30 protein-coding genes are annotated in these 25,265 nt (G+C 69.7%); 19 read left to right on the top strand and 11 right to left on the bottom strand.

The features are described from left to right. Window positions 1-50: 50 nt before the first annotated feature. The 4 genes from aqpZ to ABS78_RS15530 all read right to left on the bottom strand — a co-directional run bounded on the left by aqpZ (window position 51) and on the right by ABS78_RS15530 (window position 2,624). Entirely contained in the window at window positions 51-752 is a 702-nt protein-coding gene (aqpZ, locus tag ABS78_RS15545; protein ID WP_293381165.1) for an aquaporin Z, read from the bottom strand. A 95-nt stretch (window positions 753-847) separates the two neighbouring features. Continuing rightward, complete coding sequence (locus ABS78_RS15540; RefSeq protein WP_293381162.1) at window positions 848-1,246, bottom strand: PIN domain nuclease; 399 nt, start codon at window positions 1,244-1,246, stop codon at window positions 848-850. Beyond that, window positions 1,243-1,437 carry a type II toxin-antitoxin system VapB family antitoxin gene (locus ABS78_RS15535; RefSeq protein ID WP_293381159.1) on the bottom strand — a complete coding sequence of 65 codons (195 nt, stop codon included), beginning with the start codon at window positions 1,435-1,437 and terminating at the stop codon, window positions 1,243-1,245. The genes ABS78_RS15540 and ABS78_RS15535 overlap by 4 nt, the downstream gene beginning before the upstream one ends. A gap of 71 nt (window positions 1,438-1,508) precedes the next feature. Beyond that, complete coding sequence (locus ABS78_RS15530; RefSeq protein WP_293381156.1) at window positions 1,509-2,624, bottom strand: beta-ketoacyl-ACP synthase III; 1,116 nt, start codon at window positions 2,622-2,624, stop codon at window positions 1,509-1,511. Window positions 2,625-2,830: 206 nt separating this feature from the next. Between ABS78_RS15530 and ABS78_RS15525 the strand changes: the two genes are divergently transcribed. The 3 genes from ABS78_RS15525 (at window position 2,831) to ABS78_RS15515 (ending at window position 4,811) form a co-directional block, all read left to right on the top strand. Beyond that, the gene (locus tag ABS78_RS15525; RefSeq protein WP_293381153.1) at window positions 2,831-3,370 is read left to right on the top strand and encodes a porin family protein; all 540 of its coding nucleotides are present in this window, start codon (window positions 2,831-2,833) and stop codon (window positions 3,368-3,370) included. 116 nt (window positions 3,371-3,486) lie between these two features. Then, on the top strand, window positions 3,487-3,888 hold the full coding sequence (locus ABS78_RS15520; protein ID WP_293381150.1) for a hypothetical protein: 402 nt from the start codon (window positions 3,487-3,489) through the stop codon (window positions 3,886-3,888). Beyond that, a complete protein-coding gene (locus ABS78_RS15515) occupies window positions 3,885-4,811 on the top strand; it encodes a sterol desaturase family protein (protein ID WP_293381147.1) in 927 nt (308 codons plus the stop codon). Before ABS78_RS15520 ends, ABS78_RS15515 begins: the two co-directional genes overlap by 4 nt. Window positions 4,812-4,831: 20 nt before the next feature. Here ABS78_RS15515 and ABS78_RS15510 read toward each other — a convergent pair whose 3' ends face one another. Both ABS78_RS15510 and ABS78_RS15505 read right to left on the bottom strand, forming a co-directional pair. Further along, complete coding sequence (locus tag ABS78_RS15510; protein WP_293381144.1) at window positions 4,832-5,791, bottom strand: NAD regulator; 960 nt, start codon at window positions 5,789-5,791, stop codon at window positions 4,832-4,834. Continuing rightward, the gene (locus tag ABS78_RS15505; RefSeq protein WP_293381338.1) at window positions 5,788-6,381 is read right to left on the bottom strand and encodes an HD family hydrolase; all 594 of its coding nucleotides are present in this window, start codon (window positions 6,379-6,381) and stop codon (window positions 5,788-5,790) included. Before ABS78_RS15505 ends, ABS78_RS15510 begins: the two co-directional genes overlap by 4 nt. A gap of 169 nt (window positions 6,382-6,550) precedes the next feature. Here ABS78_RS15505 and ABS78_RS15500 point away from each other — a divergent pair, with 169 nt between their 5' ends. The 6 genes from ABS78_RS15500 (at window position 6,551) to ABS78_RS15475 (ending at window position 12,320) form a co-directional block, all read left to right on the top strand. Continuing rightward, window positions 6,551-7,363 (top strand): universal stress protein, encoded by an 813-nt coding sequence (locus ABS78_RS15500; RefSeq protein WP_293381142.1) that lies wholly within the window; start codon window positions 6,551-6,553, stop codon window positions 7,361-7,363. A 32-nt stretch (window positions 7,364-7,395) separates the two neighbouring features. Beyond that, entirely contained in the window at window positions 7,396-7,767 is a 372-nt protein-coding gene (locus ABS78_RS15495) for a hypothetical protein (RefSeq protein ID WP_293381139.1), read from the top strand. A 91-nt stretch (window positions 7,768-7,858) separates the two neighbouring features. Then, window positions 7,859-9,676: an NAD(P)/FAD-dependent oxidoreductase gene (locus tag ABS78_RS15490; RefSeq protein WP_293381136.1), complete on the top strand. Its 1,818-nt coding sequence runs from the start codon at window positions 7,859-7,861 to the stop codon at window positions 9,674-9,676. A 79-nt stretch (window positions 9,677-9,755) separates the two neighbouring features. Beyond that, window positions 9,756-10,478 carry a response regulator transcription factor gene (locus ABS78_RS15485; protein ID WP_293381133.1) on the top strand — a complete coding sequence of 241 codons (723 nt, stop codon included), beginning with the start codon at window positions 9,756-9,758 and terminating at the stop codon, window positions 10,476-10,478. Further along, window positions 10,475-12,049, top strand: coding sequence for a HAMP domain-containing sensor histidine kinase (locus ABS78_RS15480; RefSeq protein ID WP_293381130.1), 1,575 nt, complete (start codon window positions 10,475-10,477; stop codon window positions 12,047-12,049). The genes ABS78_RS15485 and ABS78_RS15480 overlap by 4 nt, the downstream gene beginning before the upstream one ends. A 67-nt stretch (window positions 12,050-12,116) precedes the next feature. Next, window positions 12,117-12,320, top strand: coding sequence for a hypothetical protein (locus ABS78_RS15475; protein WP_293381127.1), 204 nt, complete (start codon window positions 12,117-12,119; stop codon window positions 12,318-12,320). Here the strand turns inward: ABS78_RS15475 and ABS78_RS15470 are convergent. Both ABS78_RS15470 and ABS78_RS15465 read right to left on the bottom strand, forming a co-directional pair. Beyond that, window positions 12,317-12,694: a DUF4440 domain-containing protein gene (locus tag ABS78_RS15470; RefSeq protein WP_293381124.1), complete on the bottom strand. Its 378-nt coding sequence runs from the start codon at window positions 12,692-12,694 to the stop codon at window positions 12,317-12,319. The genes ABS78_RS15475 and ABS78_RS15470 overlap by 4 nt on opposite strands. 2 nt (window positions 12,695-12,696) lie before the next feature. Then, complete coding sequence (locus tag ABS78_RS15465) at window positions 12,697-13,347, bottom strand: alpha/beta hydrolase (RefSeq protein WP_293381121.1); 651 nt, start codon at window positions 13,345-13,347, stop codon at window positions 12,697-12,699. A 160-nt stretch (window positions 13,348-13,507) separates the two neighbouring features. Here ABS78_RS15465 and ABS78_RS15460 point away from each other — a divergent pair, with 160 nt between their 5' ends. From ABS78_RS15460 to ABS78_RS15415, 10 genes are read left to right on the top strand one after another with little or no spacing between them, the layout of a single operon-like run. Continuing rightward, window positions 13,508-13,936, top strand: a complete 429-nt coding sequence (locus tag ABS78_RS15460; RefSeq protein ID WP_293381118.1) for an Rrf2 family transcriptional regulator — start codon at window positions 13,508-13,510, stop codon at window positions 13,934-13,936. Continuing rightward, entirely contained in the window at window positions 13,933-15,054 is a 1,122-nt protein-coding gene (locus tag ABS78_RS15455) for a cysteine desulfurase family protein (RefSeq protein WP_293381115.1), read from the top strand. Before ABS78_RS15460 ends, ABS78_RS15455 begins: the two co-directional genes overlap by 4 nt. Then, window positions 15,054-16,523 carry a Fe-S cluster assembly protein SufB gene (gene sufB / locus ABS78_RS15450; protein ID WP_293381112.1) on the top strand — a complete coding sequence of 490 codons (1,470 nt, stop codon included), beginning with the start codon at window positions 15,054-15,056 and terminating at the stop codon, window positions 16,521-16,523. Before ABS78_RS15455 ends, sufB begins: the two co-directional genes overlap by 1 nt. Next, complete coding sequence (locus ABS78_RS15445; RefSeq protein WP_293381109.1) at window positions 16,520-16,834, top strand: hypothetical protein; 315 nt, start codon at window positions 16,520-16,522, stop codon at window positions 16,832-16,834. Before sufB ends, ABS78_RS15445 begins: the two co-directional genes overlap by 4 nt. A 31-nt stretch (window positions 16,835-16,865) precedes the next feature. Then, entirely contained in the window at window positions 16,866-17,612 is a 747-nt protein-coding gene (gene sufC / locus ABS78_RS15440) for a Fe-S cluster assembly ATPase SufC (protein WP_293381106.1), read from the top strand. Beyond that, the gene (gene sufD / locus ABS78_RS15435; RefSeq protein ID WP_293381103.1) at window positions 17,609-18,640 is read left to right on the top strand and encodes a Fe-S cluster assembly protein SufD; all 1,032 of its coding nucleotides are present in this window, start codon (window positions 17,609-17,611) and stop codon (window positions 18,638-18,640) included. The genes sufC and sufD overlap by 4 nt, the downstream gene beginning before the upstream one ends. Before the next feature lies 1 nt (window position 18,641). Beyond that, complete coding sequence (locus tag ABS78_RS15430; RefSeq protein WP_293381100.1) at window positions 18,642-19,856, top strand: cysteine desulfurase; 1,215 nt, start codon at window positions 18,642-18,644, stop codon at window positions 19,854-19,856. A 13-nt stretch (window positions 19,857-19,869) separates the two neighbouring features. Continuing rightward, the gene (locus tag ABS78_RS15425) at window positions 19,870-20,232 is read left to right on the top strand and encodes an SUF system Fe-S cluster assembly protein (protein ID WP_293381097.1); all 363 of its coding nucleotides are present in this window, start codon (window positions 19,870-19,872) and stop codon (window positions 20,230-20,232) included. Window positions 20,233-20,245: 13 nt separating this feature from the next. Then, window positions 20,246-20,662, top strand: a complete 417-nt coding sequence (locus ABS78_RS15420; RefSeq protein ID WP_293381094.1) for an iron-sulfur cluster assembly accessory protein — start codon at window positions 20,246-20,248, stop codon at window positions 20,660-20,662. A gap of 46 nt (window positions 20,663-20,708) precedes the next feature. After that, window positions 20,709-20,987, top strand: a complete 279-nt coding sequence (locus ABS78_RS15415) for a 2TM domain-containing protein (RefSeq protein WP_293381091.1) — start codon at window positions 20,709-20,711, stop codon at window positions 20,985-20,987. A gap of 73 nt (window positions 20,988-21,060) precedes the next feature. Here ABS78_RS15415 and ABS78_RS15410 read toward each other — a convergent pair whose 3' ends face one another. From ABS78_RS15410 to ABS78_RS15400, 3 genes are all read right to left on the bottom strand, one after another. After that, window positions 21,061-21,864, bottom strand: coding sequence for an enoyl-CoA hydratase/isomerase (locus ABS78_RS15410; protein ID WP_293381088.1), 804 nt, complete (start codon window positions 21,862-21,864; stop codon window positions 21,061-21,063). Window positions 21,865-21,932: 68 nt separating this feature from the next. Then, complete coding sequence (locus tag ABS78_RS15405) at window positions 21,933-22,937, bottom strand: GGDEF domain-containing protein (RefSeq protein ID WP_293381085.1); 1,005 nt, start codon at window positions 22,935-22,937, stop codon at window positions 21,933-21,935. A gap of 106 nt (window positions 22,938-23,043) precedes the next feature. Next, window positions 23,044-24,582 carry a DEAD/DEAH box helicase gene (locus tag ABS78_RS15400; protein WP_293381082.1) on the bottom strand — a complete coding sequence of 513 codons (1,539 nt, stop codon included), beginning with the start codon at window positions 24,580-24,582 and terminating at the stop codon, window positions 23,044-23,046. Window positions 24,583-25,265 lie beyond the last annotated feature (683 nt).

The raw sequence follows: 25,265 nt of genomic DNA, 5'->3' as shown, positions 1-25,265 counted from the left end.
CGGTGCGGCGCGCGGCCGGTCGCCGCGCGCCTTCTCCTGAGGCCCGTCGATCAGGGCGTCTCGCGGTTCGGACCGATCCAGCGGTAGACGACACCGCCCAGGGCGCCCCCGATCAGCGGCGCCACCCAGAACAGCCAGAGCTGGGACAGCGCCCAGCCGCCCACGAACAGGGCGGGGCCGGTGCTGCGCGCCGGGTTCACCGAGGTGTTGGTGACCGGGATCGAGATCAGGTGGATCAGCGTGAGGGCTAGGCCGATGGCCAGCGGGGCGAATCCGGCGGGCGCCTTGCCGTGGGTGGCGCCCATGATCACGAAAAGGAAGACCGCGGTCAGGACCACCTCGGCGATCAGCGCCGAGGTCAGGCTGTAGCCGCCCGGCGAGTGTTCGCCGTAGCCGTTGGAGGCGAAGCCCGCCGCCACGTCGAAGCCCGGCGCGCCCGAGGCGATGGCGTACAGCACGCCGGCGCCGGCGATCGCCCCCAGCACCTGACTGACGATGTAGGGAGCGATCTGCCCGGCCGGGAACCGCCCGCCGGCGAACAGGCCGACGGTCACGGCGGGGTTGAGGTGGCAGCCCGAGATGTGGCCGATGGCGTAGGCCATGGTCACCACGGTGAGGCCGAAGGCCAGGGACACGCCCAGCAGCCCGATGCCGACGTCCGGGAACCCGGCGGCGATCACGGCCGCTCCGCACCCTCCGAATGTGAGCCAGGCGGTCCCGATCGCCTCGGCGACGTACTTGCGGAAATCCATGACTGAAGGCCTCCCGTTGCAGCGCCTCTCGGCGACTGAGCGGGAGCGTAGGACCTCGGCTGGCGCAAGAACACACCGCTGACGCTGCGGACCGGCTATTCGGCCATCGCCGAGGCCAGTCCGAGGTATTGGACGAACGGATCGAAATCCCGGTCGCTGTAGAGCAGCGTCAGGCCGGCCTCGATGCAGCGGGTGGCGATGAGCGTATCGATGGTCTTGCGGACCGTGATCCCGCGCGCCCGCAGTATCCGATAGTTCCGCGCCGCCTGCAGGGCAACGTCTGGCCCGCCGATCGACATCAATTCGAAGGCCGACAGGAGCCGCTGGGCCTGTTCGAACGCCGTATCCTGAACGAAGCCTTGCAGAACCTCCGTCAATATCAGGTCGCCGATCACGAGCGGCTCGTTCCCGAGGAGGGCGTCGAGCCGATCAGACTGAGGAGTCCCCACGCCCCGGAAATAGTCGATCCAGACGCTGGAATCGACCAACGTCAATCGTCGGTCCTCATGGCCTCAAGGTCGCCGCTCCAGGCCAGCTTGCCCCTGAAGTCGCGGACTTCCGCCTGTCGTCTCAGCCCGAGCAGGGTGCGAAGCGCAAGGTCGACAGTCTCGCGCTTGGTCGACAGGCCCGTCGCCCGCTGCGCTTCGGCCATGAGGTCGTCGTCGATGACGATGTTCGTGCGCATGATGTGTATCTCTTCAGAGTATCTTACACATAACGCGCCCTCCGCCTGGCGGCAACTGGACGGGTAGGGCGTCACCGCTTCCGGACGAACACCGTACCTGCCGAATAGCCGGCGCCGAACGAGCAGATGAGGCCGGTGTCGCCCGGCAGGAAGTCGTCGTTGGCCTTGTGGAAGGCGATGATCGAGCCGGCCGACGAGGTGTTGGCGTACTCGTCCAGGATGATGACGTTCTCCTGCGGTGTGGGCTCCCGGCCCAGCACGCGCTTCCCGATCAGCTCGTTCATGTTGATGTTGGCCTGGTGCAGCCACATGCGCTTCAGGCTGGTGGGATCGAGCCCCAGTTCGTTGGCGTGGTCTACGATCATCTCCGAGACCATCGGCACCACCTCGCGGAAGACCTTGCGGCCCTCCTGGACGAAGAGCTTGTCGCTCTGGCCTTCCCCTTCGGGCGCGCAGCGGTTGAGGAAGCCGAAGTTATTGCGGATGTTGTTCGAGAAACGGGTCTTCAGGCGGGTCCCCAGGATCTCCCACCCGCCGGACGCGTCGTCCGCCCGCTCCACGATCACCGCAGTGGCCACGTCGCCGAAGATGAAGTGGCTGTCGCGATCCCGGAAGTTGAGGTGTCCGGAGCAGATCTCCGGATTGACCATCAGCACCGCCCGCGCCGAGCCGGAGGCGATGAAGTCGGCCGCCGTCTTGATGCCGAAGGTGGCCGACGAGCAGGCGACGTTCATGTCGAAGGCGAAGCCGTCGATTCCCAGGGCCTGCTGCACCTCGATCGCCATGGCGGGGTAGGCGCGCTGCATGTTCGAGGCGGCGCAGATCACCGCGTCGATCCGCGAGGCGTCCTTACCCCAGCGGGCGATCGCCTGCCGGGCCGCCTCGACGGCGATCTCGGCCAGGATCGAGAGCTGGTCGTCGCCGCGCTCGGCGATGTTGGGGGCCATGCGCTCGGGATCGACCAGCCCGGTCTTGTCGATCACGAACCGCGACTTGATGCCCGAGGCCTTCTCGATGAACTCGACGGAGGAGGGCGCCAGCGCCTGGACCTCGCCCGCGGCGATGGCGTCGGCGTGCGCGGCGTTGAACCGCTCGACATAGGCGTTGAAGGTCTCGACCAACTCGGCGTTCGAGAGGCTGTTGGGCGGGGTGTAGAGCCCGGTGGCGGCGATGACCGCGTCTGTCATGGTTTCCTCGGCGCACGAAAGCGGGACTGCATAGCACGGTCCGCGTGGCGGTCACGCGCCCCGGTCGTTCGGGTGTTGCATGAAAGTCACAGACTCCGTCGGCCACAGCTTCGCCATAGAACCGGCCGCGCGTCGCCGCGTTTGAAGGCGATCCCGATTGGGACTGGGCGGGCTGTCCAGGACGAGTATGGAGTTCTCCCCCAAAAATGAAAAAAGCTCTCATCAGCGTGGCCTCGCTGGCCGCGATCGCCGCCGCCGTCCCCGCCGCCTCGCAGGCTCAGGATGTCGCCAACACCGGTGTCTACGGCAATCTGAACCTCGGGATCGTCGACGCCAAGCAGGTGGACGTGAAGGCCGTTCAGGCGCGCCTCGGCTACCGGTTCAACAACTGGGTCGGCGTCGAAGGCGAACTGGGCGCGGGCATCAAGAGCGACACCGATCGCATCGCCGGCGTCGACGTCACCACCAGGCTCAAGCATTCGGCGGCCGCCTATCTCGTGGGCTTCGCGCCGGTCGGCGCGAACACCGACCTGATCGCGCGCGTCGGCTATGGTACGAGCAAGTTCCGCGTGAAGGCCGCCGGCCTTTCGGCCTCGGATTCCGAGGACTCGTTCAACTTCGGCGTGGGCGCCCAGCACCACTTCGACGGCGTGAACGGCGTGCGGGTGGACTACACCCGCTACGAGACCGGCAAGAGCGCCCCGGACGCCAACGTCTGGACCGTGGGCTATTCCCGGAAGTTCTGATCCGTCCGGCATAGACCGAGAGGGAAGGGCCATGCGGGCGACCGCATGGCCTTTTCCTTGACCGGGATACGCCCTGCGCTCACCCTGCCCGGAACGGGACCAGGGGAGGCGCGGCCTTGGACGAGGCGTTCTTCATTCAGTTCGCCCTTTCGGCGGCGGCGGTGGGCGCGCTCGTCGCGATCGTCGCCTGGGCCAAGATCGCCAAGCCGGTCCGGCCGCTGGACGACCACAAGGCGCTGGCCCTCCTCGCCGAGGAATTCCCCACCCGATCCATCGACGCGATCTGGACCGCATCGGACGGCGCGGGCGCCCTGGCGAAGTCGGGGGGCATGGCTCTGGTCCTCTGCCGGGTGGGCGATGGCTTCGCCGCGCGGCAGATTCCCTGGCCCCAGGCGGTTTCGGCCACGTTCCGCAACGGCCGGCTCCATGTGAACTTGGACGACATCGCCGCGCCGGCGGCGACCATCCGCCTCCCGTCCTGGCCCCCCGAGAACCTGACCAAGGACCTGGCGGCGTGATGAAGACCGATTTCGATCCGGTCGCCCTCGCCACGCCGTTCTTCATCCTCACCATCATCCTCGAGGTCCTTCTCGCGCGCCTGGGCAGGGCCAGGGCCAACTACGAGGTCAAGGACACGGCCATCTCGCTCGGCATGGGCCTCGGCTCCACGCTGGCGGGGCTCGTCACAGCCGGCCTTGTCTTCGCGGCGACGGTCTGGGTTTACGAGCACCGCCTGTTCACGATTCCCATGACGGCGGTGTGGGCCTGGGTGGCCATCTTCCTGCTGGAGGATCTCACCTACTACTGGTTCCACAGGCTCAGCCACGAGCGGCGGTTCTGGTGGGCGGCGCACGTCAACCACCACAGCAGCCAGCACTACAACCTCTCCACCGCGCTGCGGCAGACCTGGACCGGCGGCGTGGCGGGAACCTGGCTCCTCTGGCTCCCCCTGGCGTTCTTCGGCTTCCCGCCGGCGATGATCGCCATCCAGAAGGGGATCAGTCTCGTCTACCAGTACTGGATCCACACCGAGGCGATCGGCCGCCTGCCGCGTTGGTTCGAGGCGGTGTTCAACACCCCGTCGCATCACCGGGTGCATCATGCCCGCAACCCGATCTACCTGGACCGCAACTACGCGGGCATCCTGATCGTCTGGGACAAGCTGTTCGGCACCTTCCAGCCCGAGCTGGACGCCGAGCCGTGCCGTTACGGCATCGTCAAGAACCTGGCCACCTTCAACATCCTGCGGGTGGCGTTCCACGAGTGGATCGCGATGGCGACGGACGCGCTCCGCCATCCTCGCCACGCGCTGGGCTACATCTTCGGGCCACCCGGCTGGAGCCACGACGGCAGCCGCGAGACCAGCGCGGCCATCAAGGCGCGAGCGGCGGGCCCGGCGGAGGCGCCGACGGCCGATCCGGATTTCGGCGTGGCGCGGTAGGGCCCTGTCTTGCGGCGGGGTCAGTCCCGCAGCAGCGGCAGGCTGAGGCCGCCGACGGGCCGGGCGCCCAGGACCTCGCGTCGGAAGCGGAACAGCTCGGCGGGGCGGCCGCCGGTGTCGGCGTCGACCCGCCCCAGGCCTTCCACCAGTTCGGCGCGTTCCAGCGCGCGGCGGAAGTTCTGCTTGTGCAGCGGGACCCCGGCGATGGCTTCGACGGTCCGTTGCAGCGCCGAGAGGGTGAAGGCGTCGGGCATCAGTTCGAACACCACGGGCCGGTACTTCAGCTTGCCGCGCAGCCGGCCCAGGGCGGTGGCCAGGATGCGCCTGTGGTCCGAGATCATGGCCTCGCCCACGGCCGCGACCAGGGCCTCGGAGCGTGCGGGGGAGGCTTCGCCGCGGTCGCGGGCGGCCTCGGGCGCGAGGCCCGCCTCGTAGAGCAGTTCGTAGCGTTCGAGGACGCGTTCCTCGTTCCAGGGCGCGCCGTCCAGGGCGAACACCAGGCGCGCCCGCGCCAGCTTCTGGGCGTCGTTGCCGGCCCACGCGCGCAGGGCCGGGCCGATGGCCTCCAGCGCCGGGGGGCGGCCGCCGCGCCAGTCCTCCCAGGGGAAAATGCGGGACCACGGCCGCCACTCGCTGCCGGCGAAGTGGGTGTCGACCGCGGCGGGGGCGAGGGCCAGGTAGCCCACCGAGATCACCCGCGCCGCCCCGTCGCCGTCGCCGAGGTTGGCCAGCGGCGCGTCGCGCCCCCGGTCCCCGAAGGTGTAGAGCTGTTCGACATAGCCGAGGTCGAACCGCGTCTGCTCGGTCACGAAGGCGCGCAGGGCCAGTTCGAACGTCCGGCGGCCGTCGGGATCGAAGGGGCCGAAAGGCAAGCCCGAGAGACTGCCTGCGCCTTTGTGCCGGACGGTGAGGGCCACGGCCTCGCCGTCCTTGATGGCCACGACCACCGCCGACAGCCCGATGACGAGGGCGGTGCTCATTCGGTGTCGAACGCCTGGGCGTGGGGGCTGTAGCCGGCCGCCTCGGACAGCACCTCGAACCGGCGCAGGTAGTGGGCCTGGGCCTCGCCGGGCGCCTGAGGATCGATCCTCAGGGCGTAGCCCTCGGGCGGAGCGCCGAAGAAGTCGAGGCTTTCGGCGGGGTTGAAGCCCGCGAGCTGGACGGCCTCGAAATAGGCGCACGCGCGGTCCGCACGCTTGATCAGCGCCTTGATCGCCGCCGGTGTCTTCGCCGGCAGGCCGAAGCGGACATGGATGGCGGTCTCGAGCCGCTCCTCGAACAGCTTGTAGTCGACGCCCAGGGCGGCCTTGAACGGGCTGATCATGTCGCCGATCACATACTCGGACGCATCGTGCAGCAGGGCGGCGAGGCGCCAGCGGGGCTCGATGTCGGGCTGGATGTGGGCGACGATCTCCTCCACCACGACCGAATGCTGGGCGACCGAGAAGGCGTGGTCGCCCACCGTCTGGCCGTTCCACCGCGCGACGCGGGCCAGGCCGTGGGCGATGTCCTCGATCTCGATATCCATCGGGGAGGGGTCGAGCAGGTCCAGCCGGCGGCCCGACAGCATCCGTTGCCAGGCCCGGGGCGTCTCTTTTGTGCGACGCAGCCCTTTTCTCACCCGCACATTCCTTTCAGTGTCGCATTGGTCAACTGGCCCAGGGACTGACAAAGATCAATCCGGGGTCGCGCGTCGTCGGCGAAGATGGCGCGAGGATGGGCGAGATGAGGATGTGCGCATGAGTTGGGCCCGCATCATGGCGCCGCTGTCGGGCGGACAGGGGGACGCGGCCGCCGTGGCGGCGGCGAAGACGATCGCCGAACCGTTCGGCGCCGAGCTGGCGTGTGTCTATACGCCGGCGGACGTCGCCGACGTCATGCCCTGGATGGGCGAGGGGTTCCTGGGCGGGGTGCAGACCACCGCGCTGGAGTCGCTGAAGGAAGCCACGGCCGCGGGCGAGGCGAACGCGCGCAGGGCGGCCGAGGGCGTCGGTTACGCCAAGGCCCGGTTCATCGCCCTGGCGACGCCGGTGTGGGCCGGCCTGTCTGCGGAGAGCCGGCTGTCGGACGTGGTGGTCTTCGCGTCGGACCCGGCGCGGGGGCGTGGCCCCCTGGCCGAGGCCTTCCAGCAGATGGTGGCCGACGAACAGCGGCCGGTGCTGGTCGCCCGGCCGGGCCTCAAGGTGGGCGGTGTGGCGGTCGTGGCCTGGGACGGCGGCAAGGAGGCGAGCCGGGCGGCGCGCCTGGCGACGCCGATCCTGGAGAAGGCGTCGCGCGTGGTGATCGTGGGCGCGCCCAAGGCCAGCTCGCGCACCTTCGATCCCGAGCGGCTCAAGGGCTATTACGCCGCCCGCGGCGTGGCCGCCGAGGTCAGGCTGCTCACCGACGCCGGAGACGCCGCGCCGGCGATCCTGCATGCCGCCGCCGATGTCGGCGCCGACATCCTGGTGGCCGGCGCCTTCGGCCATCCGCGGCTGCAGGAGTTCATCTTCGGCGGCACGACCCGGACGCTGTTGGGGTCCGATGGTCCGTCCCTGTTCCTGTCCCACTGACACGCCAGTCTGAACTTCCGGAGGTTGTTGCCATGTCCCTGTCCCGCATCGTGATGCGCCTCGCACGCAATCCCGGCACCGAATTCGCGGGCGGCGACGACCATCGCGGTTATTCCCTGACCGCGCCGCTGACCGACGACGGCCATCTGGACGAGGCCGCCTACGCCAAGGCGCGCGACGCCTGCACGGTGCGCCGCTTCGCCCCCGACGAGCCGCCGGCGGACGGGCGGTTGGCGCGGCGGGGCCAGCGCTGGTTCTTCGACTACGACGACAGCGATTCCGCCGACGACGAGCCGGTCCACCGCCTGGGCCAGCACCGGTTCGCGGTGGGCGAATATGTGACCGTGACCGACGAGGACGGCCGCCCGCTGACCTACAAGGTGGTCGAGGTCCAGCCGGTCTGAGGCCGCGGGCCGAGGGCGCCCCGACGTCACACTTGCCGGTCTTCCCATCGTTCGGCACGCTGAACGCCGATAACCAATGCGGGAGGACGTCATGGCCGACGACAAGCCGGAGGTTTCGGGCGCCGACGATCTGGGCTTCGACCCCGATGCGCTGCTCGCGAAGTATCGCGCCGAACGCGACCGCCGCGTGCGCGCCGACGGCAACGAACAGTACGTCGAGATCGCCGGCCGGTTCGCCCACTACCTCGAGGACCCCTATGTCGAGCCGTTCGAGCGTGCGCCGCTGACCGACGACGTCGAGGTGGTGGTGATCGGCGGCGGCTTCGGCGGCTTGTTGGCGGCGGCCCGCCTTAAGGAGGCCGGCGTCACCGACGTGCGCATCATCGAGAAGGGCGGCGACTTCGGCGGCACCTGGTACTGGAACCGCTACCCCGGCGCCGCCTGCGACATCGAGAGCTACATCTACCTGCCGCTGCTGGAGGAGGTGGGCTACCTGCCGGTCGAGAAGTATTCCCGCGCGCCCGAGATCCTGAAGCACAGCCGCGCCATCGGCGAAAAGTTCGGCCTCTACGACAACGTCTGCTTCCAGACCGAGGTCAGCGAGTTGCGCTGGGACGAGGACGCGGCGCGCTGGATCATCTCCACCAACCGGGGCGACGCCATGCGCGCGCGCTTCGTGGTCATGGCCAACGGCCCGCTGCACCGGCCCAAGCTGCCCGGCATCCCGGGCGTCGAAGGCTTCCAGGGCCACAGCTTCCACACCAGCCGCTGGGACTACGGCTACACCGGCGGCGATTCCAACGGCGGCCTCACGGGGCTGAAGGACAAGCGCGTGGCCATCATCGGCACCGGCGCCACGGCCGTTCAGTGCGTCCCGCACCTGGGGGAATGGGCGAAGGAACTCTACGTCTTCCAGCGTACGCCCTCGTCCATCGACGTCCGCGCCAACCGCCCCACCGATCCCGAGTGGGCGTCCAGCCTGGAGCCGGGTTGGCAACAGGAGCGGATGGACAACTTCAACGTCCTGGTCTCGGGCGGCTTCGCCGACAAGGACCTGGTCAACGACGGCTGGACCGACATCATCGGCAACATCCTGCTCCTGGCCCGCAAGAAGGCCGAGGCGGGCGAGGCGGTTGGTGATCCGGCCCAACTCATGCAACTCGCCGACTTCAAGAAGATGGAGCAGGTCCGCGCCCGCGTGGACAGCGTCGTCGAGGACAAGGCCACGGCCGAGGCGCTGAAGCCCTGGTACAACCAGTTCTGCAAGCGGCCGTGCTTCCACGACGAGTATCTGGCCACCTTCAACCGGCCGAACGTCCATCTGATCGACACCGCCGGGCGGGGTGTCGAGCGGATCACCGAAAACGCCATCGTCGTCGACGGCAAGGCCTACGAGGTCGATTGCCTGATCTACGCCACCGGCTTCGAGGTGGGCACCGACTACACCCGCCGCTCGGGCTACCAACTCTACGGGCGGGACGGGATCACGCTGACCGAGAAGTGGAAGGACGGCGCCGCCAGCCTCCACGGCTTCCACGTCCGGGGCTTCCCCAACTGCTTCGTGGTCTCGAACGTCCAGTCGGGCTTCTCGGCCAATTTCCCGCACATGCTGAACGAGCAGTCGAAGCACATCGCCTACATCGTGAAGCACGCGATGGACCGGCAGGCGCGCACCGTCGAGGCCTCTCAGGCGGCCGAGGAGGCCTGGATCTCGACCATCGAGAAGCTGGCCCTGCTGCGCGAGAACTTCCTCAAGGAGTGCACGCCCGGCTACTACAACAACGAGGGCAAGCCCGAGGTAATGGCCAAGCGCAACAGCTCGTACGGCGCGGGCCCCGTGGCCTTCGCCAAGGTGCTGGAGGACTGGCGCGCCGAAGGCTCGCTGAAGGGGCTTGAACTGACGCCCTGAGGCGGGCTGCACCGCTTCTGCACGACAAGCGCGCGGTCCCTTCCGTTGACGTCGGGGTGGATCGCGCGACACTGCCGCCATGCCGCAGGTCCTCGTCGTCGATGACGACCCCCACATCCGACAGCTCCTCGCCTTCGCCCTGGAGAAGGCCGGACTGGCCGCTCGCGAGGCCGAGGACGGCGAGGCTGCGCTGGCCGCCGTGGCCGAGCAGGCGCCCGACCTCGTGGTGCTCGACATCAACATGCCGCGCATGGACGGCCTCGACGTCTGCCGCCGCCTGCGGGCCCAGGGCGACCTGCCGATCCTGTTCCTGTCGTCCCGCGACGACGAGATCGACCGCATCCTCGGCATCGAACTGGGCGGCGACGACTATGTGACCAAGCCGTTCAGCCCGCGCGAGGTGGTGGCCCGCGTCCAGGCGATCCTGCGCCGCGCCCGCACGCCGCCGACCGCCGGGGCCGCCGACATGCTGGCCCGGGGGCGTCTGTCGCTGGACGGGGAAGGCTGGACCGCCCGCTGGGATGGCGCCGAGGTCGGCTTGACCGTCACCGAGTTCGGCATCCTCAAGATCCTTCTCTCCGCGCCCGCCCGCGTCTTCACCCGCGACCAGATCATCGACCGCCTGCACGGCCCGGGTTTCGCCATCACCGACCGCACCATCGACAGCCACGTACGCAACCTGCGAGGCAAGTTCGCGGCGGTCGGCGGGCACGACGTGGTCGAGACCCGCGCCGGTGTCGGCTATCGCCTGGGACCTTGCCTCGGCGTTCAGCCGGGCCAGGACGCCGCGACCCGGGCGTGATCGAGCGGCTCAAGGACCTCGTCGCGCCGTTCTGGCCCAAGCTGCGGCTGCGGACGATCCTGTTCGCCGTGCTGGTCTTCGCCGCCGCGATGCCGGCGATCGGGGCCATCGCGCTGCGGGTCTACGAGAACACCCTGGTCCGCCAGACCGAGGCCGAACTGGTGGCCCAGGGGGCCGCCCTGACGGCGCTGGCGGCGACGAGCTGGCCGGGCGCGCCGCCATCCCCGCCGAGGCCCGAGGACCCGCCCGAGAGCTACTTCCGGCCCGAGGGGACCACCATCGACCTCAGCCGCGATCCGGTCCTGCCCGAGCGCCCGGAGCTGCCCGCCGCCACACGCCCGGCCGCGAGCGAGGCGGCCGGCGTCATGGCCGCCATCGACCCGGTGATCGAGCGCACCACCCGCACCACGCTGGCTTCGGCCGTGGTTCTCGACGCCCGCGGCGTGGACCGGGACGGCGAAGACTACTCCGGCCTCCCCGAGGTGGCCGCCGCCCTGGCCGGTCGCCCCCGCACCGTGCTCCGCGTGAACGGCGACTATCGCCCGCGCTACCGCTTCGAATGGCTGAGCAAGGCCTCGGGCATCCGCCTGCACCACGCCCGGCCGATCCTGGTGGAAGGACAGGTCAAGGGCGTCGTCCTGCTCTCGCGCTCGCCCCGCGCGCTGTTCCGGGGGCTCTACGAAGATCGGGGCAAGTTCGCCCTGGCGGCGGTGGTGATCCTGGGCGTCGTCTTTCTGATGGCCGGCCTCATCTCGCGTGGGGTCACCCGGCCCATCGAGACGCTGAGCGCCGCCTCCCGCCGCGTGGCCGAAGGCGGCGGCGCGGTGCCGCGCACGCCGCGGACATCCGCCGTGGAGATCCGCGAGCTTTACGCCGACTTCCGCGCCATGGCCGCGCGGATCGAGCGGCGTAGCGGGTACCTGCGCGACTTCGCCGCCGCCGTCAGCCACGAGTTCAAGACGCCGCTGGCCGGCATCACCGGCGCGGTCGAGCTGCTGCAGGACCATTTCGAGACCATGTCGCCCGACGAACGGCGGCGGTTCCTCGACAACATCGCCGGCGACGCCGAACGGCTGTCCCAGCTCGTCACCCGCCTGCTGGACCTTGCCCGGGCCGACATGGCGTCGCCCGAAGCCGGCGTCGCGACGGGCCTCGCCGAGCCGGTGCGCCGCGCCGTCGACGGCCAGAGCCGTTCCGGCTTCGCCGTGGCGGCCGACATCCCGCCCGACCTGCCCTTCGTGGCCGTGCCGGCCGCCACGCTGGAGAGCGTCCTCACGATCCTGCTCCAGAACGCGCGCCAGGCTGGCGCCCGTCATGCGACGGTCACGGCGACCCCCGTGGATGGCGCTGTCGAGATCACCGTGGCGGACGATGGTCCCGGCGTCCCGCTGGCCGACCGCGAGCGCCTCTTCGAACCCTTCTTCACCAGCCGGCGGGCGACGGGCGGCACGGGCCTGGGCCTGCCCATCGCCCGCTCGCTGCTGGCCGCCAGCCACGCCAGCCTCGACCTCGACGACGGCGGGGAGGGCGGCGGCGCGTTGTTCCGGATGACCCTGCCGCGGGCCGACTGAGCGGCCTGCACCGAATCTGGACACGTGGCGGCGCACGGCCTGCACGCCGCCCGGTCACGGTCGCGTCATGGACCGGCCGCAACGCCCCACCCCAGACGGCTTCCGCCTCGCCCTGCGCCCCACAGGCGAGGTCTGGTCCTGGCGATTGACCACGCCGGCCGGCGTCGAGGTGGGCGCGCATGCGCCCGATCTCGACGCCGCGCGCGCCTCGGCCGCCTTCGCGGCTTCGGTGATGAAGGCCCTGGATCGCTCGCGTCGGCGGGGCGTCTAGGCCAACGTGACGAACGTCTCGCTCTCGATCGCCCACTGGCCGGTGACCTTGCGCCAGACGGCCAGATAGGCGCCGCGCATCTCGCGGTCGCGCCACACGCCCGTCCAGCGCCCCGACTCGGCCGCCCGCTCGCCTGCCGCGTCCGGCTCCACCGTCTCGGTCTCACGCACGAAGGTGACGAAGCCTGGTTCGCCGAACTGCGCCGCGAACGCCTCGATCACCGCGTCGGCGCCCACGATCAGGCTTCCGTCCCCGACGATGACGTTCACATCGCGCACGAAGAACGGCCGCAGCCGTTCGGCCGCGTGCTGGGCGATCAGCCTGTTGGTCAGCTTCCGCCGCGCCCGGATGGCGTCCTCCGGCGCGGTCGCCACGGTCAGGCCGGGTTGGCGGCCAGGCGCTTGTCGAGGTAGGCGCCGACGCGGCCTTCGACGTCGGGCAGGTTCTCCATCCAGAAGTGGCTGGCGCCCTCGACCACGTCGTAGTCGATGACGATGCCCTTCTGGGTGCGCAGCTTGGACACCACGCGCTCCACGTCGATCGGCGGCACCACGGTGTCGTTCTGGCCGTGCAGGATCAGGCCCGAGGCCGGGCAGGGGGCCAGGAAGCTGAAGTCGTAGGCGTTGGTCGGCGGGCTCACCGAGATGAAGCCGTCGGTCTCGGGACGGCGCATCAGGAGCTGCATGCCCACCCACGCGCCGAACGAATAGCCGGCCACCCAGCACTGCGACGCCGCCGGGTTGGTGGACTGGAGCCAGTCCAGCGCCGTCGCCGCATCGGCGAGCTCGCCGATGCCGCCGTCGAACTCGCCCTGCGAGCGGCCGACCCCGCGGAAATTGAACCGCAGCACCGAGAAGCCGCGCTTCATGAACAGGTGGAACAGCTGCACCGCCACCGGATTGTTCATCTGGCCGCCGGCCTTGGGATGGGGATGCAGGATCAGGGCGACAGGCGCGGTCTCGCTCTTGCCCTGGGTATAACGGCCTTCGATCCGCCCGGCGGCGCCGGTCAGAACCACTTCTGGCATTCGAACCCTCTTCCGACTGTCGTCATTCGACGTGGAATACTTGACTGCCACACTCGGTCTTCCTAAGTCGCAGCCATCCGGCGCGACCCTCCCGAGCGAGGCGCGGCTAATAACATAGGCGCCGCCGGATGCGCGCGAAAACTGCAATGGGCGCCCGACGATGCGACTCTCGACGAAAGGCCGCTACGCCGTGATGGCCATGGCCGACCTCGCACAGCGCGAGCACGAGGCGGCCCGCGCCGTGGCCCTGGCCGACATCGCCGCGCGCCAGGAGATCTCGTTGTCGTACCTGGAGCAGCTCTTCGCCCGGCTGCGCCGCAAGGGCCTGGTCAAGAGCGCCCGCGGCCCCGGCGGCGGCTACCGCCTGGCCCGGACGGCCGAGACCACCACCATCGCCGAGATCGTCCACGCCGTCGACGAACCGCTTCGCGCCACCCGCTGCCACGGTCTGGCCAAGGGGTGCATGATGCGCGGCGAACGCTGCCTGACCCACGACCTGTGGGAAGACCTGGGCGAGCACATCGAAAGCTATCTCGCCTCGGTCAGCCTGGCCGATGTGGTGGGCGGAAAGCTGCGCCGCGCCGCATGAGCGTCTACCTGGACCATAACGCCACCACGCGGGTCCGGCCCGAGGCCGCCGCCGCCGTGGCCCAGGCGCTGGGGACGGTGGGCAATCCGTCGTCGGTGCACGCCGCCGGTCGCGCGGCGCGGGCGCGGATGGAGCAGGCGCGCGTCGATGTGGCCGCCCTGATCGCCGCGCCGGCCTCGACGGTCGTCTTCACCGGGGGCGGCACCGAGGCCAACGCCCTGGCGATCCAGAGCGCCGTGGCCGCCGGCAGCCGCCGGCTGATCGTCTCGGCGATCGAGCATGACAGCGTCCGCGAGGCCGCCCGCGCCTTCGCGCCCGCCGTCGAGGACCTGCCGGTCGACTCGGACGGCGTGGCCGACCTGGCGTGGCTCCGCGCCCGGTTGGCGGCCTGGAACCCTTCCGACGGTCGCCCCTTCGTCGCCCTGATGCTGGCCAACAACGAGACCGGGGTGATCCAGCCCGTCGCCGAGGCCGCCGCGCTCGTGCGCGAGGCGGACGGCTGGCTGCATGTCGACGCCATCCAGGCGGCGGGCAAGATCCCCGTGGACAGCCGGGGCCTGGGCGCCGACACGCTTTCGGTCTCGGCCCACAAGGTCGGCGGCCCGATGGGCGTGGGCGCGCTCACCTTCGGCCCGCGGGCCGGCCTCGTCCGCATCCAGCATGGCGGCGGGCAGGAGCGGGGGCGTCGGGCCGGGACCGAGAACCTGCCGGGCATCGCGGGCTTCGGCGCGGCGGCGCGCGTGGCGGGCGGCCTCGGCGATCCGGGCTGGCGGGACTCCGCGGCCGCACGACTGAAGGCCGCCGGCGCGGTGGTGCTGGGCGAGGCCGTTCCGCGCCTGCCCAATACGCTCTGTGTCGCCCTGTCCGGCTGGGACGCCGAGCGTCAGGTGATGGCGCTCGACCTGGCCGGGGTCATGGTCAGCGCGGGTTCGGCCTGTTCATCGGGCAAGGTGAAGGCCAGTCCCGTGGTCGCGGCCATGGGCCGCGCCGACCTCGCATCCTGCGCCATCCGCGTCTCGGGCGGCTGGGACACCACCGAAGAAGACTGGCGCCGCTTCGCCGACGCGTGGCTGGAAGCCCGCGCGCGTCATGCCGTGCGCCGAAAGGAAATCGCCTGATGGCCGCCGTCAAACAGACCGTCGATCACGTCCGGAGCCTGGAGAAGTACAAGCACGGCTTCGTCACCGACATCGACCAGGAGTTCGCGCCCAAGGGCCTGAACGCCGACATCGTGCGCTTCATCTCGGCCAAGAAGGACGAGCCCGAGTGGATGCTGGCCTGGCGGCTCGACGCCTTCGAACGCTGGCTGGCGATGGACGAGCCCGACTGGGCCAAGATCAGCTTCCCGCGCATCGACTATCAGGACGCCTACTACTACGCCGCGCCCAAGGCGAAGGCGGGGCCAAAGAGCCTGGACGAGGTCGATCCCGACCTGCTGGAGACCTACAAGAAGCTGGGCATCCCGCTGCGCGAGCAGGAGGTTCTGGCCGGCGTGGAAGGCGCGCCGAAGTACGCCGTCGACGCCGTGTTCGACAGCGTCAGCGTGGTCACCACGTTCAAGAAGGAACTGGCCCAGGCCGGCGTCATCTTCTGCTCGATGAGCGAGGCGATCCGCGAGCACCCCGAACTGGTCCGCAAGCACCTGGGTTCGGTGGTGCCGGTGAGCGACAACTACTTCGCCTGCCTGAACAGCGCGGTCTTCTCGGACGGCAGCTTCGTGTACGTGCCGCCGGGCGTGCGCTGCCCGATGGAGCTGTCGACCTATTTCCGGATCAACGCCGAGAATTCGGGCCAGTTCGAGCGCACCCTCATCATCGCCGACCAGGGCGCCTACGTCTCGTACCTGGAGGGCTGCACGGCCCCGATGCGGGACGAGAACCAGCTTCACGCCGCTGTGGTGGAACTGGTCGCCCTCGACGACGCCGAGATCAAGTACTCCACTGTTCAGAACTGGTACCCGGGCGACCCCGAGACCGGAAAGGGCGGCATCTACAACTTCGTCACCAAGCGCGCCGACTGCCGCGGCGACCGCTCCAAGGTGTCGTGGACCCAGGTGGAGACCGGCTCGGCCATCACCTGGAAGTACCCCTCGTGCGTGCTGAGGGGCGAGGGCAGTTCGGGCGAGTTCTACTCGATCGCCATCACCAACGGCCGCCAGCAGGCCGACACCGGCACCAAGATGATCCACCTGGGTCCGAACACCCGCTCGCGGATCATTTCCAAGGGCATCAGCGCGGGCAAGAGCACCAACACCTATCGCGGGCTTGTCTCGGCGCATCCGAAGGCCCGGGGCGCGCGCAACTTCACCCAGTGCGACAGTCTGCTGATCGGCAAGACCTGCGCGGCGCACACCGTGCCCTATATCGAGGCCCGCAACGGCCAGTCCGTCTTCGAACACGAGGCCACCACCACGCGGCTCTCAGAGGACCAGCTCTTCTATGCGATGCAACGTGGCCTCTCCGAGGAGGAGGCGGTGCAACTGCTGGTCAACGGGTTCGTGAAAGACGTGCTGCAGGAGCTGCCGATGGAATTCGCCGTGGAGGCGCAGAAGCTGGTGGCCATCAGCCTCGAAGGGAGCGTGGGGTGACGGAACGGCCGGTCAACGAGGGCGAGCGCACGGCGACGGACGCCGAGGGCCAGATGCTGCGCGAATGGGACGGCGTCGTGCTGGTGCGCGCGTTGAAGGCGACCGCGCCCGGCAATTGCGACGCGCCGCCCGACGAGATCCCCGCCGGAACGCGGGCGACGGCCATCACCCTGCTGGACCCCGAACGGGGCCTGTTCGACCTGGAATGCTACCTGGACGCGGCGGGTGAGACCTACGCGTTCGCCCACGGCGTCGGCGCCGACGTGCGTGTGGTCGAGCGTATCGAGGACAAGAAGGCGGTCGAGATCTGATCGCCGTGCAACGAATGATCGAGATTTATCAATGCTGTCTGTAAAAGACCTGCGCGCCGAGATCGACGGCAAGGAGATCCTCAAGGGGCTCTCCCTCGACGTGCCCGCGGGCGAGGTGCATGCGATCATGGGGCCGAACGGGGCGGGCAAATCCACCCTGAGCTACGTCCTGACCGGGCGCCAGGGCTACGATGTGACGGCGGGATCGGCGACGCTGGACGGCGAGGACCTGCTGGTCCTGGAGCCCAACGAGCGGGCGGCCAAGGGGGTGTTTCTCTCGTTCCAGTACCCGCTGGAGATTCCCGGCGTGCCGGCGCTCACCTTCATCCGCACGGCCCTGAACGCCCAGCGCAAGGCGCGGGGCGAGCCCGAGATCACCGCGCCCGAGTTCCTGAAGCTGGCCCGCGCCAAGGCCGCCGAGCTGAAGATCGACTTCGACATGCTGAAGCGCGCGCTCAACGTCGGATTCTCCGGCGGTGAGAAGAAGCGGATGGAAATCCTTCAGATGGCGATGCTTTCGCCGCGATTCCTGATCCTGGACGAGACGGACTCCGGCCTCGACATCGACGCCCTGCGCATCGTGGCCGACGGGGTGAACGCGCTGCGCGGCCCCGACCGGGCCATGCTGGTGATCACCCACTATCAGCGCCTGCTGGACTACATTCGGCCCGACCGCGTCCATGTGCTCTCCGCCGGCCGCATCGTCGCCTCGGGCGGACCCGAGTTGGCGCTGGAACTGGAGCGCGACGGCTACGACAAGTACGCGAGGGCCGCTTGAGCGTCGCCGAGGCCATACGCGAGCGCGACGCCGCCCGCCTGCCCGGCAAGCGCGACGAGGACTGGCGCTGGACCGATTTGCGCGGCCTGATCCGTCAGGTCCCGCCGCCGTCGGCCGAGGTCGATCCGGCCGTGGTCGGCGCGGGGCCGTTCGACGCGCTGACGGACGAGCGGGTGGTGATCGTGAACGGCCTTGGCGCGGTCCACATCGGCGTCGAGCCGGGGGAGGCGAAGGTGGTCGTCCTGCGCCACGTCTCCAGGGGCGACGGCGCGCACGCCGCGCGGGTGTCGGTCGAGGTGGAGGCGGGCGGTCGGCTGACCCTTCTGGAGTCCTATGAGGGCGACGCCGGCGGCTATCTGGCCCAGGCCGGCCTGCTGTTCAGCCTCGGCAAGGACGCGACCCTCGAGCGCGTGGTGCTGGTTTCGGACGGCGCCGAGGGGGTGACGGTCAGCCAGGCCGAGGTCGAACTCTCACCCGGTGCGGCCTTCGCCCAGACCGTGGCGACGTCCGGCGCGCGCCGCCAGCGGATCGAAGTCCGGGTGGCGCATCCTGGGGGCCACGCCGGCCTGCGCCTGGACGGAGTCTACATCCTCGACGGCAAGCGCCATGCCGACCTGACAAGCGTCGTCACCCACGCCGGCGTCGACGGCGCGACCGATCAACTCGCGAAGGGTGTGGTGCGCGACCAGGCGCGCGCCGTCTTCCAGGGCCGGATCGTGGTGGCCGAGGGCGCCGACCGCACCGACGCGCGCATGGGCCACCACGCCCTGATCCTCTCGGACCGCGCCGAGGTCGACGCCAAGCCCGAGCTGGAGATCTATGCCGACGACGTCGCCTGCGCGCACGGAAACACTGTGGGCGCCCTGGACGAGGACGCCCTGTTCTATGCCCGCCAGCGCGGCGTTCCCGAGCCGCAGGCCCGCGCGCTGCTGACCGAAGCCTTCATCGGCGAGGTCGTGGACCGGATCGGGCACGAGCCCGCCCGCGAGATCGTCCGCGCCTGGGTCTCCGAAAGGCTGGGGGGCTGACATGGCGTTCGACGTCCAGGCCGCCCGCGCCGACTTCCCGATCCTGTCGCGCCGGGTCCACGACAAGCCGCTGGTCTATCTGGACAGCGCCGCATCGGCCCAGAAACCGAGGCAGGTGATCGAGGCCATGACGCGGGCGATGGAGCACTCCTACGCCAACGTGCATCGCGGCCTGCACACCCTCGCCAACGAGACCACCGACGCCTACGAGGCGGCGCGACGCAAGGTGGCGGCCTTCATCAACGCAGATGTGGACGAGATCGTCTTCACCAAGGGCGGCACCGAGGCGGTGAACCTGGTCGCCCAGGGCCTGGGCGCCAGCCTGCATCCCGGCGACGAGATCGTGATCTCCGATATGGAGCACCACGCCAACATCGTCCCCTGGCACTTCCTGCGCGAGCGCAAGGGCGTGGTCCTCAAGTGGGTCCCCGTGACGGACGATGGCCGGCTGGACCTGGGGGCGTTCCAGGGTCTTCTGGGACCGCGGACGAAGGTAGTGGCGCTCAGCCACATGTCGAACGTGCTGGGCACCATCAACGACGCCAAGGCGCTGGCGCGGATGGCGCACGAGGCGGGCGCGCTGGTCCTGTTCGACGGCTGCCAGGCCGTCGTCCACAAGCCGGTGGACGTGAAGGACATCGACGCCGACTTCTACGTCTTCTCCGCCCACAAGCTGTACGGCCCGACCGGGATCGGTGTGCTCTACGGCAAGGCCGAACGGCTGACCGAGCTTCCGCCCTACCAGGGCGGGGGCGAGATGATCGGCGTCGTGAGCCGGGATGAGATCACGTACGCCGACCCGCCGCACCGCTTCGAGGCCGGCACCCCGCCGATCCTGGAGGCCATCGGCCTGGGCGCGGCGATCGACTGGCTGTCGGGCCAGGACCGGCTGGCCATCGCCGCTCACGAGCATGGCCTTTACGATCGCGTCCGCGAGCGGTTGGCCGGATTCAACTGGCTGAGGGTGATCGGCGATGCGCCGGGGAAGGGGGCCATCCTGTCGTTCACGATCGACGGCGCCCACGCCCACGACGTGGCCCAGATCCTCGACCGCTATGGCGTCGCCGTGCGCGCCGGGACCCACTGCGCCGAGCCCCTGATGCGGCGTTTCGGCGTGACGTCGAGCGCCCGGGCCTCATTCGCCCTATATAACACCGAGGAGGAGGCCGACGCCTTCGTCGACGCCTTGACCAAGACGCAAGCCTTCTTCGCCTGAGTGAAGTGACCCGATGGACGACGCGACCGCGATAGAGCCGACCGCCACGCCGCCCCTCAGCCAGGCGGAGCTCGACCGGCTGACCGATCTGCTGATCGAGAAGCTGAAGACCGTCTACGACCCGGAAATCCCGGTCGATATCTACGAACTGGGCCTTGTCTACCGGGTGGATGTCTCGGACGACAAGGACGTGGCCATAGACATGACCCTGACGGCGCCCGGCTGCCCGGTGGCCGGCGAGATGCCGGGCTGGGTGGAGGACGCCGTGAAGGAGATTCCCGACGTCCGCTCGGTGAAGGTCGATCTCGTCTTCGATCCGCCCTGGGACCCCTCGCGCATGAGCGACGAGGCCAAGCTCGCCCTGAACATGTTCTGACCGGCATGACCTGATGGACAACCTCGACCTCACCCCCCAGCCTCAACCCCGTGTCCGGCGGCCCCGGCCCAAGGTGGTCACGCTCAGCGACACCGCCGCCGAGCGCGTACGCGAGATCATGAGCCGCCCCAGGCAGGATGGAGCTGAGGCGCCCTACGTCGGCCTCCGCGTGGGCGTGAAGAACGGCGGGTGCGCCGGCCAGGAGTACGTCCTGGAGTACGCCGAGGCGGCCAATCCTCTGGACGAGGTGGTCGAGGACAAGGGAGTCACCATCCTGGTGGACCCCAAGGCGGTGCTGTTCCTGATCGGGACCGAAATCGACTACGAGGTGACCAAGCTCTCGGCCAAGTTCGTGTTCCGAAACCCGAACGAGACCGACGCCTGCGGCTGCGGAGAGAGTGTGACCATTACACCGGTGAAACTCGACTGAGGCCGCGAACGGGGCTTATCCTGTGGTCAGCAACTCGGAACCCGACATGACCGACGACGTCGAACTGCGCCGACTGGCCATACGCCGCGCCGACATGAAGCTGGCGTTCCGAAGCCACCTGCTGGCTTACGTCGTGGTCAACGCCGGCCTGTTCGCGATCAACCTGCTGACGGCGCCGGGCCACTGGTGGTTCTACTGGCCCATGCTGGGCTGGGGCATCGGGCTCGCCGCCCATGCCGCCTCGGTCTATCTGAACGGCGAAGGCATGCGGGACCGGCTCATCGAGGAAGAGCTCGAGAAGCTGAAGAAGACCCGCGGCCTCTGAGGTTCCCGCGTTCTGAACGACGAAGCCTCCGGAACGGGGTTCCGGAGGCTCCATCCCGATATGGAAGGCGTGATCAGCGGCCGGTGAACTTCGCCGGGCGCTTCTGCACGAAGGCTGCGACCCCCTCGGCCGCGTCGGCGGTGAGCTGGGCGGCGCCCTGGCCGTAGGCTTCGGCCTCGAGCTGTTCGACGAAGCTGGAATCCAGCGCGTCCCACACCAGGTTGCGGGTCAGGCCCAGGGAGGCGGGACCGTCGGCCAGGGCGCGGGCGTACTGCATCGCCGCGTCCTTCAGTTCGGCGTCGGGCACGCACCTGTTGATCAGGCCCCATTCCGCCGCGGTCTTCGCCGGCAGCTTCTCGCCCAGCAGCATGAGCTCCATCGCCCGGGCCTTGCCCACGAGCCTGGGCAGCATCCACGTCGCGCCGCCGTCCGGCACCAGCCCGATGCGACGGAAGGCCAGGAGGAAGTAGGCGCTCTCGGCCGCCACCGCGAGGTCGGCGGCGAGCGCGATCGAGACGCCGACGCCGGCCGTCACGCCGTTCACCGCCGCGACCAGCGGCTTGGGGGACTTGCGCACCGCCGAGACGAAGGGGTTGAAGGTGCCGATCAGCGAGCTGTTCGCCTTGCCCGCCGGGCTTCCGCGTCCCGTCCCGCCGCCGCCCGAGAGGTTCGCGCCCGAACAGAACCCGCGGCCTTCGCCGGTGATGATGATGGCGCGCGCCTTGTCGCCGTAGGCGAAGTCCTCGAAGGCCGCCGTCAGTTCGCCCATCAGCTCCAGGCCCGCGGCGTTCAGTGTGCCGGGGTCGTTGAGGGTGATGACGCCCACGCCGTCTTCGAGCGATGTCTTGACCTTGGTGGGAGCTTGGGAGCCGTCCATGGCGTCCTCCGTGATGTCTGGCTTCCGGGCGAATGAAGGCCAGATACCCCGGCGTCAGCCAAGGACAACTAGGCGGCGCGGCTGGCGGCGCCGGGCTCTGCGATCGAGGTGCGGTTGCGCCCGCCGCGCTTGGAGGCGTAGAGCGCGCCGTCCGCCCGTTCGATGAGGGCGGGGGAGGTTTCGCCGGGAAGCCGCTCGGCGATCCCGATGGAAATGGTGATGGCGCCCAGGTCCTCGTTGGTGGAACGGCGCTTCAGGGTGCGCGACGAGATCTCCTCGCGTGCGCTTTCGAGCGCGCCCAGGGCGGCGTCGCGGCCTTCGCCGGGGAAGATCACCGCGAACTCCTCGCCGCCGTAGCGGGCGGCGAAGCGGGCGGCGGGCTGGGCGATGCGGGCCATGACGGCGGCCACGTAGCGGATCACCTGGTCGCCGGTCTGGTGCCCCCAGGTGTCGTTGAAGGTCTTGAAGTGGTCGATGTCGACGATCGCCAGGCACAGCGACTCGCCCGGCGTCGCCCCGTTCACGGCGGCGTCCAGCGTCTCGTCGAAGGCCTTGCGGTTGGCCAGCAGGGTCAGGCCGTCGGTCATGGCCTCGCGGCGGGCCATCTCCAGATGTTCCTTGAGGCGCCCGAGTTCGTCGTTGGTCTCGGCGAGCTGCGATTCCAGGGACTTGTTCTCGTCGCGGACGCGGGCCGTCGCGGCGGTCAGGTTGTCGACCATGGCCCGCACGGCCTCGGCGTCCTCGTCGTGCTCCAGCGACTTGCTGGCGCTGGCCAGTTGCTGGCCGTAGGCCTCGCTGCTCTCGCGCGCCGATTCCAGGGCCCGGCTGACGTTCTCCAGTTCCTCGGTCAGGTTCTTGCCGGCGTTCAGGATTTCGCCCGACAGCTTGGCGCTGGGCAGGTGCTTCTCGGCGATCTCCTCGCCGGCCTGTTCGGTGAAGGGCTCGCCCGACTTGAGCAGAGCGCCGATCTCGGTCGCGACGTCGCTGTCCTTCGAGGCGACGTAGTGCATCCAGAGTTCGAAGTTCAGCGCCGTGGGCCAGACACGGTTCTGTTCCATGGCGTCGATGGCCATGCGCGCCCACTCGTACGCCTTCGGGCTGCGAAGGATGGAATCAAGGTCCCTGGACATGGCCCCGACGCTAGGGGGCCGAGCCCAAAGAACGTGTTAAAGGCGCCGATTAATCGTTCGTGGATCGCGGCGCGGCGCGCAGCAGGAAGGCGGGCGTATCGCCGCCGAAGCCCACCACGCGATCGTCGTCCTCGCGGTCCCGCCGGCCAGGGCGCTCGCCGCGCGGCTCGCGCTCGGGACGGGCTTCGCGTTCGGGACGGGCTTCGCGTTCGGGGCGGGCCTCGCGTTCCGGCCGTGTCTCCGCCCGGGGCGCACGCTCGCGCCGGGGCCGGGCCGGAGCCTCGGAGGTCTCCGCAGCGGGCGCCTCGGCGACGGCTTCGGGCGGCGGGGCGTCGTCGGCCGACCGGGATTCGCGACCGCGGCGCGGGCTCCGGTCCCGATCGCGGCCGCCGCGGTCACGGCCACCCTTGCGGTCGCGGTCGCGGCCGGGCCGGGGCGTGTCCTTGATGGTCGAGAAGTCGATGTCGAAGGTGACCTCGTCGGGCGTCTTGCCGATCAGCTTCAGCACCTTGTCGAGGTTCTTCGCGTCGGCCGGCGTGACAATCATGAAGGCCTCGCCGGTGCGCCCGGCGCGGCCGGTCCGGCCGATGCGGTGGACATAGTCGTCGGCGTGGTGCGGCACGTCGAAGTTGAAGACGTGGCTGACCGCCGGAATGTCCAGGCCGCGGGCCGCCACGTCCGAGGCGACCAGCAGCTTCAGTTCGCCCTTGCGGAACGATTCCAGCGTCCGCATCCGCGTGGACTGGTCGAGGTCGCCATGGATGGGCGCGGCGTCAAACCCGTGGGTCTTCAACGACTTGGCGACGACATCGACCTCGGACTTGCGGTTGCAGAACACGATGCCGTTGTTGACGTCCGAGCGCTCGATGAGGGCGCGGAGCGCGGTGCGCTTGGCCTTGGGATCGCTGCTGGGGATGCGGGCCAGGTGCTGGGCGATGGTGTCGGCGGTGGTCGCCGGCCGCGAGGCCTCGATCCGCTCGGGGTCCTTCAGGAACTGCTTGGTCAGCCGCGTGATCTCGGGCGGCATGGTCGCCGAGAAGAACAGGGTCTGCCGCTTGGGCGGCGTCAGCTTGAAGATGCGCTCGATGTCGGGGATGAAGCCCATGTCGAGCATGCGGTCGGCCTCGTCGACCACCATGATCTGGACGCCGGTGAGCAGCAGCTTACCGCGCTCGAAATGGTCCAGCAGGCGGCCGGGCGTGGCGATCAGGACGTCGACGCCGCGGTCCAGCTTCAGCTCCTGGTCGCTGAACGAGACGCCGCCGATCAGCAGCGCCCACGAAAGCTTCGTGTGCTTGGCGTACTTCTCGAAGCTGGCGGCCACCTGATCGGCCAGTTCGCGGGTGGGCGCGATCACCAGGGCGCGGGGCATCCGCGCCCGTGCGCGGCCGGCGGCCAGGCGGTCGATCAGCGGCAGGGTGAAGGCGGCGGTCTTGCCCGTGCCCGTCTGGGCGATGCCCAGGACGTCGCGGCCGTGCAGCGCGAAGGGGATGGCGGCGGCCTGGATCGGTGTGGCCGTGGTGTAGCCCGTCTCGGCGACGGCGCTCAGGGTCGCGGGCGAGAGGCCCAGTTCTGAAAATTCGGTCATTCGCTAACGATGGGTGCGAGGCCCTTCCGGAAGCCGGGCAGGGCGGGTCGCGGCGGCGCGGACGGAATTCGCCACGCGGGCGGAACATACGTCGGACACCTGTCAAGTCAACGCGGTGCGGTCGCCTGGAGACGAATTGACCTCGAAGATGATGCTTTTGCGCGCCCCTGGACGGGCGACGCCTGGGGCCTGTCGGTCTCTGAGTCTGTTTGGAACCACGGAAGACACGGAAAACACGGAAGGGGCCCGCAAGGGGCCTGGCGTGTCCTGAGCCTCCGCGGGAGCGGAGGCTCGGTCATGGGACCGCGAAAAACGCGGAAGGGCGCGGAAAGCGCAGCTTCGCCTTCCGCGTCTCTCCGCGGGCTTCCGCGGTTCCCCGGTTCCGCGGTTCTCGGCATGCAGGGGCGCCGCTTCGCGGCCTTGGGGCGCCGGGCGCCTTCCGTGTCTTCTGTGTTTTCCGTGGTTTGAAGACGGCGGGATCGGCGCGCTTCGCGCGGTCCACGAAGCCGTACGGAGACGCACGGATAGGGGGGCGTCGACGCCCTCCGAGTGGATCGGTGTGTATCCGTGGACAGAGTTTAAGGCGCGCCGGCGCGGTCAGCTGGAGTTGGCCCAGGGGGTTCGGGGGCGGCCCTGGTCGTCCAGGGGCCAGGCCCCGCGGTCGGACGGAGGATCGGGTTCGG

The organism is Phenylobacterium sp. SCN 70-31, from assembly GCF_001724605.1.
Taxonomy (GTDB): Bacteria; Pseudomonadota; Alphaproteobacteria; order Caulobacterales; family Caulobacteraceae; genus Phenylobacterium.
Note: the sequence above shows the minus strand (reverse complement) of the source record. Positions and strands in the feature narration are given on the sequence as shown.